This is a genomic window from Elusimicrobiales bacterium, from assembly GCA_041651175.1.
In the GTDB taxonomy this organism is placed as follows: Bacteria; Elusimicrobiota; Elusimicrobia; order Elusimicrobiales; family Elusimicrobiaceae; genus JAQTYB01.
This window is the reverse complement of sequence record JBAZJT010000012.1, coordinates 26,205-38,096: the sequence shown is the minus strand read 5'-3', so window position 1 is coordinate 38,096 and position 11,892 is coordinate 26,205. Positions and strand designations below refer to the sequence as shown.

At 58.5% G+C, this 11,892-nt stretch carries 12 protein-coding genes; all 12 read left to right on the top strand.

Annotated elements, in window-relative coordinates; translation table 11 throughout:
• The first annotated feature begins 5 nt into the window (after window positions 1-5).
• The 12 genes from WC421_07850 to WC421_07795 all read left to right on the top strand — a co-directional run bounded on the left by WC421_07850 (window position 6) and on the right by WC421_07795 (window position 11,742).
• Window positions 6-1,112: a hypothetical protein gene (locus tag WC421_07850; GenBank protein MFA5162145.1), complete on the top strand. Its 1,107-nt coding sequence runs from the start codon at window positions 6-8 to the stop codon at window positions 1,110-1,112.
• 81 nt (window positions 1,113-1,193) lie between these two features.
• A complete protein-coding gene (locus WC421_07845) occupies window positions 1,194-1,616 on the top strand; it encodes a hypothetical protein (GenBank protein MFA5162144.1) in 423 nt (140 codons plus the stop codon).
• Between the two features lie 35 nt (window positions 1,617-1,651).
• Window positions 1,652-2,038 (top strand): response regulator transcription factor, encoded by a 387-nt coding sequence (locus WC421_07840; GenBank protein ID MFA5162143.1) that lies wholly within the window; start codon window positions 1,652-1,654, stop codon window positions 2,036-2,038.
• Window positions 2,035-3,513, top strand: a complete 1,479-nt coding sequence (locus WC421_07835; protein MFA5162142.1) for a hypothetical protein — start codon at window positions 2,035-2,037, stop codon at window positions 3,511-3,513. The genes WC421_07840 and WC421_07835 overlap by 4 nt, the downstream gene beginning before the upstream one ends.
• Window positions 3,514-3,592: 79 nt before the next feature.
• Window positions 3,593-5,467: an ATP-binding protein gene (locus tag WC421_07830; protein ID MFA5162141.1), complete on the top strand. Its 1,875-nt coding sequence runs from the start codon at window positions 3,593-3,595 to the stop codon at window positions 5,465-5,467.
• A 4-nt stretch (window positions 5,468-5,471) separates the two neighbouring features.
• The gene (locus WC421_07825) at window positions 5,472-6,647 is read left to right on the top strand and encodes a hybrid sensor histidine kinase/response regulator (protein MFA5162140.1); all 1,176 of its coding nucleotides are present in this window, start codon (window positions 5,472-5,474) and stop codon (window positions 6,645-6,647) included.
• Window positions 6,632-7,324: a response regulator transcription factor gene (locus WC421_07820; GenBank protein MFA5162139.1), complete on the top strand. Its 693-nt coding sequence runs from the start codon at window positions 6,632-6,634 to the stop codon at window positions 7,322-7,324. The genes WC421_07825 and WC421_07820 overlap by 16 nt, the downstream gene beginning before the upstream one ends.
• Before the next feature lie 119 nt (window positions 7,325-7,443).
• Entirely contained in the window at window positions 7,444-7,692 is a 249-nt protein-coding gene (locus tag WC421_07815) for a hypothetical protein (protein MFA5162138.1), read from the top strand.
• 12 nt (window positions 7,693-7,704) lie between these two features.
• Window positions 7,705-8,817 carry a hypothetical protein gene (locus WC421_07810; GenBank protein MFA5162137.1) on the top strand — a complete coding sequence of 371 codons (1,113 nt, stop codon included), beginning with the start codon at window positions 7,705-7,707 and terminating at the stop codon, window positions 8,815-8,817.
• Window positions 8,814-9,347: a TadE family protein gene (locus WC421_07805; GenBank protein MFA5162136.1), complete on the top strand. Its 534-nt coding sequence runs from the start codon at window positions 8,814-8,816 to the stop codon at window positions 9,345-9,347. Before WC421_07810 ends, WC421_07805 begins: the two co-directional genes overlap by 4 nt.
• 91 nt (window positions 9,348-9,438) lie before the next feature.
• On the top strand, window positions 9,439-10,515 hold the full coding sequence (locus WC421_07800) for a type IV pilus twitching motility protein PilT (GenBank protein ID MFA5162135.1): 1,077 nt from the start codon (window positions 9,439-9,441) through the stop codon (window positions 10,513-10,515).
• A 6-nt stretch (window positions 10,516-10,521) separates the two neighbouring features.
• On the top strand, window positions 10,522-11,742 hold the full coding sequence (locus tag WC421_07795) for a type II secretion system F family protein (protein MFA5162134.1): 1,221 nt from the start codon (window positions 10,522-10,524) through the stop codon (window positions 11,740-11,742).
• Window positions 11,743-11,892 lie beyond the last annotated feature (150 nt).

The window sequence follows — 11,892 nt, the reverse complement described above, 5'->3', positions numbered from 1 at the left end:
CATAAATGAAGCTTTCCGCGAAATGGTTCGTATGGTTCGGGCTGGTGGGCATTTATGTGATGGTGCTTGGAGGGGTGTTCTATTACAACCTCTTCAAGTGGACTTTTGACGAAAAACTCAAAAACGACGTTATAGAGATGGCGCGCCTCAAGACGGCGGATCTTACCGCCGGGCTCATACGCAGCCCGCGCGTCATCACGCTGGACGAGTACGACGTGATGAACTGGTTCCGCAACGACAACCGCATCGCCGAGATAATCTATATCAGCGGCGCAGGCTCCATACGCTGGCACAAGCATGCCAAATACATAGGCATGATGCTGGATGATTATGAAAAGGAGATAGGGCTGGCAACCAACGCCGTTTCGCAGGCGTATTATTCGGGCAATCCGAAAGTGTATCTGGTGCGCGGGCAGCCGTTTTACGAGATAGCAATTCCGCTGCGCGCGCGCGAAAACGTGATAATCGGCGTGCTGGATCTGCTGGTTTCGCGCGAAGGGTCGGAGCGGATTATAAGCTCCGCCATGCGCAAGTACATAGTGGGCGCGGCGGGGGTGCTGCTTTTGCTTGGCATTCCGCTTTACCTGTTTTTAAGCCATTATGTGATAACGCCGCTGTCCGTGCTGCGCGACAGCATAGACAACATCTCCACCAAGAGCTTTGAAATCAAATTCGCCCGCCGCCGCGACGAAATAGGCGAACTGGCCGAGTCCGTGGCGCTGTTTCTGGACAAGGTGCGCGTGGAGCTAAGCGACATAACCGAGCGGGACCGGCAGCGCCACGCGCACGAGCAGGCCTGGTGGCAGGCGGTGCTGACGACCGCCGTCAAAAGAGGCTCCCGCGCCATAGTGGTGGACGAGGACAACAACGTGCTGTATGCCAACTTTGAAATGTCGGCGGTGCCCGGCCAGAAGCTGCACCTGCTGGATGTAGTTGACAGCCAGCAGCAGGACGTTCTAAAACTTATAGGCATGGCGATGGAGACCACGCAGACCTCCGTTGAAGGCGACACTACCTTCAAGGGAGAGCCGGCCCATGTCCGCGCCGTTCAGGTGCAGTCCGAAGGGACTTTGAAGCGCACGCTGATAATTTTCGAGCCGCTGTCCAAATAGCGGCTTGCGCAGTTCCGCTTCCGCCGGGGCGGGCAGCCGCGGCGGAAACGGCGTTACGGCGGAAAAATTCAGGAGGAGAACATGAAATACGAGATAAAACACCTGCCGCTGGCATCCATAGTGCTGTCGCCCGTGCCGGTGGTGCTGCTGCTTATGGGGCTGGTCGGCGGAGCGCTGGCCTTCCTTGTCGCCCCCAACGAGCTTATGGACCCGATGAGCCTGCGCGCCAGGCTGACGGCGGCGGGCACGTTCGGCGTCATATATATGCTGCTGGTGCTGGCGATGATGCTGGGCGCGGCGTTTATATACAATTTGCTGACCGCGCTGGGGCTGCGCGGCCTTTGCCTGAATTTGGAGGCGGCGGAGGAATCTCCCGAGGCGCCGGAAGCGGCGCAGCCGCCTGCCGCCGAAAGCCGGCCCGGCGACGATTCCGCGCCGGCGCAGGATGCCTCGCAAAACGCGGCGGCCTCCGGCTCCGGGGACGGGACCGGCACCCCGGCCTGATCTGGCCGGCGGCCCGGACAACGCCAAGCCTGCTTATGGATACGAACAAAAACATCGTGCTTGTGGTGGACGACGACGCCAATTTCGCCGAGGGTCTGTGCGAGACGCTGGAGCTGGAGGGGTTCAACTGCGCCCATGCCGGCACTGCGGCAGACGGCATACGGCTTGCCGCGCATCTCGCGCCGGACGCCGCGCTGACGGATTTTCAGCTTCCCGACGCGACCGGGTTCGCCTTCTGCGCCAGCATAAAAAAAGTGGTTCCCTCTGCCTCCGTGATACTGATGACGGGGCGCTCGCTAACCGATGAGGAGAAGAAGCAGGGCTTTGCGCTGGGCGCGGGGGATTATCTGACAAAACCGTTTGACGTGCGCGAGCTTGCCGCCGCAATCCGCAGGCTGCTTTCGCAAAAGGAGAAAAAATGAGAAGACTGGTTTTTGCAGCCGTGTTCGCCGCCGCTGCCTGCGCCGCAGCCGCCGCGCAGGCCCCGGTCAAACCGGCCCATGCCGCAGGGACGAACGGAAGCGTCGTGCGCGCTGAAATTGTGTGGGGCGGGCTGGACCAGAATACCTGGCAGATGTTCATGTTCATGGGCGCGCTCAAGCAGCGGATGGGCGGGAAGCTGGACTTGACAATCACGCCGCTGGCCGCGAAAAAAGACGGGAAATGGTTTTCTCCGCGCGGCGAAAGCGATATCGCGGATTCAAAGCGGCTGGCGGTTGTGGCCAGGCATTTTCCCGGCCAGGTGTGGGATTATATGAACGCCAAACTGTTCAGCTACGGCCCCGGCACCTGGGCGGAAGCCGCCGCCTATGCCGGCATAAATCCGGAAAAACTTGAAGCCCTCTACGCCAGGGAGGGCGAAAATGCGCTGGAGGCGGCCTACAAATCCGTCACCGGCAGAAAAATAACTTCCACGGCGTTGCTTATTGCCGGCAGCAGGTATGACGGCGAATATTCGCTGGTTTCGCTTTTCGGCGAGTTCAACCGCCGGCTGCCCGCCGCGGAAAGGTTTTACGAGGCCAAGGCCGCCAAACAGGCCGCTACGTTGCCGGTGAAGGTATGGGTGGTCGTGTCCAGCGGGGCGGTTTCCGCGCCGGAGGACAAGGAATTTTCGGCCTCGCTGAACAGGGCGCTGTCCGGCATGAAGGTCAATTTTGCGACCGTGCTTTACGAAAACGCGCGTAAAATACCGGGCCTGAAGGAATTGAAAATGGATTTCCTGCCGCTGTACGCGGTTGAGACCAGCACGGCGGTTGAAACCGCCTTTCAATCCGCCCTTGAACGGGGCATGGCCAGGAAATCCGGAGGCTATATAGTTTTCGACCACGGCGCGGGTGAAGGCGTGTTTATCGGCAGGGACAGAAAGCCGGGGCAGCTTGATTTATATGTGATGTCCATGTGCCCCTACGGCGTGCTGGCCGAGCGGACCATAATGGATGCGATGGAAAAAAATCTGCTTCCGCAGGGAACTACCGTGCAGGTGCATTACATCCTTGATGCGGAGAAAGACAAGGATGGCGTTGTGCAATTCTCCAGCATGCACGGCTCCGCCGAATGGGAGGAGAATCTGCGCCAGCTTATCATCGCCAGGGATTATCCGGACAAATTCTGGAAATACCTGGCCGAGCGCAACAAGGATTACCATTCCAGCCTCTGGGACAAAGCCGCTTCTGCCGCCGGTATAGACCCGCAGCGGATAATAACAGCCTTCGACTCTGCCAGGCCGCTGCTGGAGGCGGAAGCCGCTCTCGCGAAAGAAATGAATATAAACGGCTCCCCCACCTTTGTGTGGGAGGGGCGCTCCGTCATAGGCGGGGCGGAGGCGTTGAAAAAAACGCCGGGGTTTGAGAAAATACAGCCTGTGTCCGCCGCGAATGCGGGCAGTTGCGGAAAATAACGGTTTCTGCACCCGAACGGGTGTTGTCGGCTGACGCAAAGACGTCCGCCCGGCGTTAAAGCCGGGCGGACCGCATACGATGGAAACATATCCGGTCCGCGGAAAGCTGTTTTACAAGTTTCTGTTCGTGCTCCTGCTTGTCTCGCTGGGGCCGCTTGTCATTGTCGGCTACTATACCCTCACACAGAGCAAGGATATAGTAAAGGAGGCGCTGCTAAACGACCAGCGCGCTCTGGCCTCCGGCCTGACCGACATGGTCTACAGCTACGTCGCCACCTTCCGCGACGTGCTGGTCAATGCCACGCGGCAGTCTGAATTCCAATCGCAGAATCTGGCCGGAAAACAGGCCGTGATGAACCGGCTTATGCAAATTCACGCGGCGCTGCTGGAGCTTGCCGTGGCGGACGAGGCGGGCCATGAGGTGCTGCGCGTTGCGCGCTTTGCCGAGATGTCGACGACGCCGCTGCGCGATTTTTCAAAGGAGCCGTTTTTCGCCGCGGCAATGCGCGGGGGCGATTACATGGGCTCGCTCAGCCGGTTCAAGGGCCAGTACCCGGAAATGATTGTGGCGGCCCAGCTTTACAACGGCTACACGGGCCGTCCCGCCGGCGTGCTGATGGCCAAGCTGAGTCTTAACGCCATAAGCAGCATTCTGAAAACCGGATTTCCTGAAAACTCCAAATCGCAGGCGGCCATCATCGCGCCGGACGGCTTCCTTGTCGCCCATTCGGATATGGAGACCGCGTTCAAGCCCGGCGCGCAGCTTGCGCCGGAGGTGGCCAACGTGTTGCTGCATAATTCCGAGCGGGAGGGGGGGATGGAACTGACCCTTGCCGGCGGGGAGCGGGTGCTTTGCTCTTATGCCGAGGTGCGTTCGCTGGGCTGGCTGGTGTATTTGCAGCAGCCGGCCTCGGTGGCCGACAAGACGTCCTCGGCCCTGGTGTTCAAGAGCGCGCGCGCGCTGGCGGTGCTGGTGGGGGTGGTGCTGTTTCTGGGGTATCTGGTGTCTTATTTCATAGTGCTGCCGATACAGCAATTGCGCCGGGCCGCCGCCATGCTGGGAGAGGGAAAATTCGAGGACCTGCCGGAAATAAAGATGCCCAACGACGAGATAGGCGACCTGGGCCGCGCATTCGGCCAGATGAGCGATTCGCTGCGCATTAAAACAGCCGAGCTTATGTCCGCCAAGGAGGAGATGGAGCAGCTCAACAGCTCTCTTGAAACCCGGGTGGAGGCCCGCACGCGGGAGCTGAAGGCCGCGCTGGACGAGCTTATCAAGAAGGAGCGGCTTGCCGCCATAGGACAGATGGCCTCCGTCGTGGGCCATGAGATACGCAATCCGCTGGCGGTCATCAACAATTCCACTTATTTCATAAAGACCAAGCTGGGCGCGGCGTCCGGGCTGGACCCGAAGGTGGCCAAGCACATCGGGATAATAGAGTCCGAGATACAGCAGGCCAACGGCATCATAAACGAGATACTGGGCTTTGCCCGCACGCGCGACCTGATGCTCAAGCCGGTCGCCCTTAACAGCTATATGTCGGATTTGCTTGAATCGTATCCGTTCCCGGCGCATGTGGAGGTTGTGCGGAATTTCGCGCCGCAGGACCTGTGGGTCAATATAGACGCGGAGGAGATAAAGCAGGCCGTGCGCAATATAATAGGCAACGGCGTTGAGGTTATGCCGCAGCAGGGCAGGCTTGCGGTGTCCACCTCCGCCGAAAACGGCATGGCGGTCATCGCCATAAGTGATATGGGCCCCGGCATCCCGCAGGACGTGCTGGAAAAGATTTTCGCGCCGTTTTTCACCACCAAGGCGCGCGGCACCGGATTGGGGCTTGCCGTGGTCAGAAAAGCGGCGGATAGGCACAAAGGCCAAGTGGAGGTTGAAAGCGAGCCGGGCAGGGGCACGACATTTCGGCTGTATCTGCCGCTGTGCGCCAGGCCGCAATAACAATATGACAAAAGCCAGGATTTTAATAGTTGACGACGACGCTCATCTGCGCGAAACCCTCCAGGATCTGCTGGAGATGGAGGGTTATCAGGTAACCCAGGCCGCCAACGGCGCGCAGGCGATGAACTGCGTCGCGGCGGAGTTTTTTGAAATCATACTGATGGATTTCAATCTGCCCGACAAGACCGGCATAGACATAAGCCGCGATATAAGGCGGCTGAACCAGGACAGCCAGATTCTGATGATGACCGCGCACGCCTCGCTGGACACGGCGGTGCGCGCCATTCAGGAATCCGTCTACGATTTTCTGATAAAGCCGGTGGATTTCAGCTATCTCAAGCGCGCCATACGCAAGGCGCTTGAAAAACTGCGGCTGGAGCAGGACATACGCGGCCTGGTGGCTGAGTTGCAGAAGAAAAACGAGGAGCTTACCCGGCTTAGCGACATGAAGTCCAAGTTCCTGTCCATGTCCTCGCACGACCTGTCCAATTCGCTGATGACTTTGCAAATCAGCTTTGAGATGCTGGTTTCCGACATAAAGCCCAGCGAGGACCAGCAGAAAAAGATAGTCTTCATAGTCAACGGTATAAGCCAGATTTCCCGGCTTATAAACGACCTGGTGGACTGGGCCTCCATAGAGCAGGGCAAGTTCCGGCTGGAAAAAAACTATTTCTCGGTGGCCACCATGGTTTCCGAGCTTATAGAAGGCCCGCGCGCCCGCGCCAGCCAGAAAGACATCTCGGTAAACGAGAATATATTGCCGGGCATGGAATCCGTCATGGTCTGCGCCGACCGCAGACGGCTGACCCAGGTTCTTCTGAACCTTCTGGAAAACGCGGTGCGCCACACCCCGCGCGGCGGCGCCATAACGGTTACCGTGGAGCCCGCAGGCGCCGACGAGGTCAGCGTCTCCGTGCGCGACAGCGGCGAGGGGATAGACCCCGTAGTGCTGCCAAAGCTGTTCCGCAGCTTCTACCAGGGCGAGCCGGGGGGGAGTTCCCAGAAGGGCAGGCTGGGGCTTGGGCTTTCAATAGCAAAAGAGATAATCACCAGCCACAGCGGCAGGATTTGGGTGGAAAGCGAAGGCTCCGGCAAAGGCGCCGCGTTCAATTTCACGCTGCCGGCGGCTTCCGCCGCGGAAGATGTCAACGCCAAGGAGGGGTCATGCCCAGAAAAATAATCACCGTGCTGATAGCCGACGATCAGACGCTGTTCCGCGAAGGCGTCAAGGACCTGCTGGAAAACGAGAAGTTCATAAAGGTGGCTGGCGAGGCTTCCGACGGGCTGGAGGCCGTCCGCATGGCCGAGAAGACAAATCCCGATGTCATTCTGATGGACATCAAGCTGCCCAAGCTGGACGGCATCTCGGCCACCAGGCAGGTGCGCGAGAAGCTGCCCAACGTCAACATACTGATGCTCTCCAGCTTTGAGGACGAGGCGCATGTGATGGAGGCCATACAGGCCGGAGCCAACGGCTACCTCTCCAAGATGCTGCCCGCGGCGGAACTGGTCAACGCGCTAAAGACTTTTGCGTTTGAAGGCATGATGATCCCGCAGGCGATGATGCCCAGGCTGGTCAAGAGTTTCCAGCAGTACGGCGCGCCGGGCGGGCGGGCCAGCCAGACGCTCACCAAGACGGAGCTGCGCGTCATGGCGCTGCTGGGCGAGGGCAAATGCAACAAGGAAATAGCCGCCGGCATGGGTTGCAGCGTCAAGACCATTAAAAACCATCTCAACAGCTCCTTCCAGAAGCTGTGCGTAACCAGCAGGACGGAGGCCGTGGTCAAGGCGATAGAAAAAGGCCTGATTTCGGCTGAAAGCTCCAGGATTCCGGCGGAAGAAACGGACGACGAATAGCGTGTTCCGGGGGATGGGAGCGCCCGCCTCAACAGAGGGTTGCGGCTCCGTCCCTGTCCTTGAGGCCCGGCGCGATATGGACACCAGGCCGTTGCGGATGTATAACATGAATATCAGGTATGGCGATAAGACAGCCTGCGCGCGTGGTTGAACGTGTTGCGAGACTGGCGGGTTTCCTGCTGCTGTCAGCGGGGAATGGGCCGGCGCGTCCGCGTCGCATGTCCGAGCGGGGGCAGAACACGGTGGAATACCTTCTGATTCTTGCCACCGTGGCGGGGATGTTTCTGATGTTTGTGTCGCTGTTTCACATGAGGATAGCGGGCGCGATATTCACCATAATAGGCGCGGTCATCGGCGCAAACGTGTAGCGGCGGGGGCATATGTCCGGTTTTGCGGCGGCAAAATTCCTCAACCGAAAAGGCCAGCTTCTGATACCGGCCGTGCTGGTGATTCCCACGCTGATGATATTTGTGTATCTGCTTTTTGAAACCGCAAAACTCTCCCGCGAGAAGATACGTCATCAGTTCGGCGTGGACTCCGCCGCGTTTATTGAGATGACCAATGTTTCCGATTATCTCAACCGGATGGCTTATGTTGACGGCCCTTTCCCCGCGCGCATATTCAAGGAGGCCTTCTCCTGCCCGCCAAACGACAACTATGTGGAACGCACCGACGGCGCGCCGCATGAGTGCCTGTTTGACATTCTCTACGAAATGGGCGCTTTCCCCAAAAACACCGGCGGCGACGACGCCAACATGGACTCCCTGGATAAATGGCCGCTGCTGTTCAGCCCGGGGCGCGGCGTAGACCTTAACGTGGAGGACCCGCAGTTCCCCTCGCGCTTTGACCTGTTCAAGCATGCGCGCATGATACGGCTTATTCTGTCCTGGGAGGCGGCGGTGGGCATTTACAAGCTGTGGGCGCAGGTGTACATGCTGCTGGGCTCGGTGGAAGGCTCCCAGAGAGACGTTTACGAGCGGCTTTCCGCGGATTTCAATTTCTTCCGAAAATCCTATTATCTCAACACCAGCGACCCGGACTGCCAGCGCAACCCCTCTACCTGCGGAAGCCAGGGGCTTACCGCCGGCCCGAACCCGTTCGTGGCCAACAGGCTCAAGACCGAAATGAAATATATACACGACGTTTACTTCGCCGCGCGCAAATTCGTGGGCGGGCTGGACCCGCTGAAGGTGGTGGAGACCAATCCGCTCATCCATATGCCGGATCCGGGGCTGTTCCAGCTGGCCGTTATTTCCAACAGGGACGCGCTGGCGCGCATCGGCAATCCGGGAGTGGAGGTGTATCAGGGCTGGCATCCGCCCGGCGGATATTTCATGAAATCGGCGGAGTTCAGGCGCTACGGCTGCGGCCAGACGATGGGCACTCCCTGCGTTCACGCGCGGGTGGCGGCGCAGTGCCCGCGTTTCAGTTCCGGCAACAACTGCGTCTGGCCGTATCCGACGCCGAAATATCAGACGAGGCTTTACCCATGAGATTCAACAGAAAGGGCCAGGCTACCACGGAAGTGGTTCTGTTATTCCCCGTGTTTATGATTTTGTGCTTTTTTATAGCCAAGATTTTCGCGCTGCTTGTGCTGGTGCAGAAACTGGAAATAGCTTCTTACTACGCCGCGCGCCGCTGGCAGCTTGAATCGCACCGCAACATGAACTACTACACCTGGGACAACAGTTTTCTGCGGTCCGACATAGAGCGCAAAGTGCGCGAATACGTCGGGTTTAACAGGTACACCACGCGCAATTTCCTGAAGCTTTACAGGGTGTCGGTGCCGGCGCCGGTGCGCGCGCAGGTATGGAATCTGGTTACCGTGCAGGTTACGACCAGTCCCGCCAGGATAAAATTGCTGTGCCATTATCCGCGCAACAAAGTGTGCGCGCGGCCATACGGGCGCGCCTGCCTGCGCGGCTACGATTTCCTGTGCGTTTCCGGGGCGAAACTTGAGGTCACAAAATATGTTCCCAACCGGGACAGGCCCATTCAGTACCAGTTGCCCGGTCTGCAATAGCCGGAGGGAATGTGTTACAATCTGACGCGGCATTCATTTGTTTTTCGCAGCCGGAGGGATGGATTTGCCGGCGGGAAGCGGGAGGCTTTTTATGGTAACGATGAGCGACTTGTTCATACTGATGCATGAGAAAAACGCTTCCGACCTGCATATCACTGCCGGCGCGCCGCCCATACTGCGGCTTAACGGAGAGCTGGCCCCCACCCAGTTTGAGCGGCTTACCGGCGAGATGTCCCAGCAGTTGGTTTTCTCGCTGATGAGCGACGCCCAGCGCCAGCGCTTTGAAGCCACCAACGAGCTGGATTTCGCCTTCGGCATCAAGGGCATGGGGCGGCTGCGCATGAACGTGTTCCGCCAGCGCGGGCTGGTGGGGGCGGCCATACGCTCCATCCCCTCGCGTTACAAGACGTTTGAGGAATTAAACCTGCCCCCGGTGGTCTACGACCTGATGAAGCTCAAAAAAGGCCTTGTCCTGGTTACCGGGCCCACTGGTTCCGGCAAGTCAACGACGCTGGCCAGCATGATAGATTATCTTAACGAGCATTTCACATACCATATCGTAACGGTGGAAGACCCCATAGAGTACGTTCACGGCCACAAGAAGAGCATAATCAACCAACGCGAAGTGGGGGCGGACACGGAGTCTTTTGCCAACGCGCTGCGTCACATTCTGCGCCAGGACCCGAATGTGATACTCGTGGGCGAATTGCGCGACCTGGAAACCATTCAGGCCGCGCTCAATATCGCGGAAACGGGCCACCTCGTTTTTGCCACCCTGCACACAAGCGATGCGGCGCAAACCGTCAACCGTATCATAGACGTCTTTCCGCCGCATCAGCAGGAGCAGATACGGGTGCAGCTTTCCTTTGTGTCGCAGTGCATAATGGCGCAGCAGCTTGTCATATCCTCCAACGGGCAGAGCCGCGCGCTGGCCTGCGAGATTCTGGTGGTCAATTCCGCCGTGCGCAACCTCATACGCGAACAGAAGGTGGAGCAGATTGTCACCACCATGCAGACCGGCGGCAAATACGGCATGGTAACCATGAACCAGTCGCTGTGCGAATTGTATCTGAAGCAGAAGATAACCTATCAGGAAGCGCTGAACCGCTCCACCGACCCGGAAGACCTAAAGAAATATCTCCAGCGCGGGCTTGCCAGCGGAGGATAGCCGATAATGCAGTTTGCCTATAAAGCCAAAGACGCGGCTGGCCGTCCGGTTGAAGGCGTTCTGGACGCGCCGGACCAGAGAACCGCCGTTGACCGCCTGCGCGCTCTGAAGCTGACCGTTGCCGAGATCTCGGCAAAAAAAGAGGGTGGCATTTTCAGCAAACTCAACCCGTTCAAGCCGGGTGTCAAGTCCAAGGACCTGGTGATTTTCTCGCGCCAGCTTTCAACGCTGGTATCGGCCGGCGTGCCGATAGTGCAGGGCCTCTCCATACTGGAGGCCCAGTCCGACAATCCGGCGTTCAAAAGCGTCATAACCTCTATCAAGGCCGACATAGAGGCCGGCATGGGCATAGCCGACGCGATGAAAAAGCATCCGAAGGCATTCAACACTCTGTATGTTGCCATGATACGCGCCGGCGAGGTTGGCGGCATACTGGACACCATTCTGGAGCGTCTGTCCGCCTATCTGGAGCAGGCGGAGGCCTTGAAGGGCAAGGTCAAGGCGGCGATGATGTATCCGATAGTGGTGGGGCTTATCGCCTCTGTCATCACCATAGGCCTTATGATGTTTGTCATCCCCACGTTCAAGAACATTTTCGCCGGCTTCGGCGCGGAGCTGCCGCTGGTTACGCGTATAGTCATAGGCATATCCGATTTTATAAAGGGGCACTATATCATCGTGATTGGAACTCCTATCTCGCTGTTTTTTGCCATGAAGCATATGTACGCCAAGTCGCCGCAGGTCCAGTTAAAGGCGGATGAACTGTCCCTGAAGCTGCCCGTGTTCGGCATACTGCTCAAAAAAGTGTCCATAGCCAAGTTTTCGCGCACGCTGGGCACGTTGCTCAAGTCCGGCGTGCCGATATTGCAGGGGCTGGAAACCGTCGCCGCCACGGCGGGCAACAAGATAGTGGAAAACTCCATTATAAGCTGCCGCGATTCTGTCAAGGAAGGCGGCAGGCTGATGGAGCCGCTCAAAAAAGCCGGCATTTTCCCGCCGATGGTCATCCAGATGATAGGCGTGGGCGAGGAAACCGGCTGCCTGGATACCATGCTGGTGCGCATCGCGGATTTCTACGACACCGAAGTTGACACCGCCGTCAAGGGACTTACTTCCATGATAGAGCCGCTGATTATAGTTTTTATGGGCGTGGTCATCGGCGGCATAGTCATAGCGATGTTTTTGCCGATGCTGTCGCTGGGCGAGCTTGCCTCCAAAGCAGGGTAATTTCTCCCGCCGCGCGTCGGATGCCGCGCAGCTCTCAGCCGCCTGCCGTTGGCCGCTTTGATTCCCGCTGCCAACTGCAATTTCCTTGCAAATCTTTCCCCGACGGGGATTTTGGCGGGCGGCGGCAAAAAAGATATGATGTAGCCGCCG

Excerpts from the sequence above, each read along its gene's own strand:
- WC421_07850 (MFA5162145.1), top strand. The coding sequence starts at position 6 with ATGAAGCTTTCCGCGAAATGGTTCGTATGGTTCGGGCTGGTGGGCATT.
- WC421_07845 (MFA5162144.1), top strand. The coding sequence starts at position 1,194 with ATGAAATACGAGATAAAACACCTGCCGCTGGCATCCATAGTGCTGTCG.
- WC421_07840 (MFA5162143.1), top strand. The coding sequence starts at position 1,652 with ATGGATACGAACAAAAACATCGTGCTTGTGGTGGACGACGACGCCAAT.
- WC421_07835 (MFA5162142.1), top strand. The coding sequence starts at position 2,035 with ATGAGAAGACTGGTTTTTGCAGCCGTGTTCGCCGCCGCTGCCTGCGCC.
- WC421_07830 (MFA5162141.1), top strand. The coding sequence starts at position 3,593 with ATGGAAACATATCCGGTCCGCGGAAAGCTGTTTTACAAGTTTCTGTTC.
- WC421_07825 (MFA5162140.1), top strand. The coding sequence starts at position 5,472 with ATGACAAAAGCCAGGATTTTAATAGTTGACGACGACGCTCATCTGCGC.
- WC421_07820 (MFA5162139.1), top strand. The coding sequence starts at position 6,632 with ATGCCCAGAAAAATAATCACCGTGCTGATAGCCGACGATCAGACGCTG.
- WC421_07815 (MFA5162138.1), top strand. The coding sequence starts at position 7,444 with ATGGCGATAAGACAGCCTGCGCGCGTGGTTGAACGTGTTGCGAGACTG.
- WC421_07810 (MFA5162137.1), top strand. The coding sequence starts at position 7,705 with ATGTCCGGTTTTGCGGCGGCAAAATTCCTCAACCGAAAAGGCCAGCTT.
- WC421_07805 (MFA5162136.1), top strand. The coding sequence starts at position 8,814 with ATGAGATTCAACAGAAAGGGCCAGGCTACCACGGAAGTGGTTCTGTTA.
- WC421_07800 (MFA5162135.1), top strand. The coding sequence starts at position 9,439 with ATGGTAACGATGAGCGACTTGTTCATACTGATGCATGAGAAAAACGCT.
- WC421_07795 (MFA5162134.1), top strand. The coding sequence starts at position 10,522 with ATGCAGTTTGCCTATAAAGCCAAAGACGCGGCTGGCCGTCCGGTTGAA.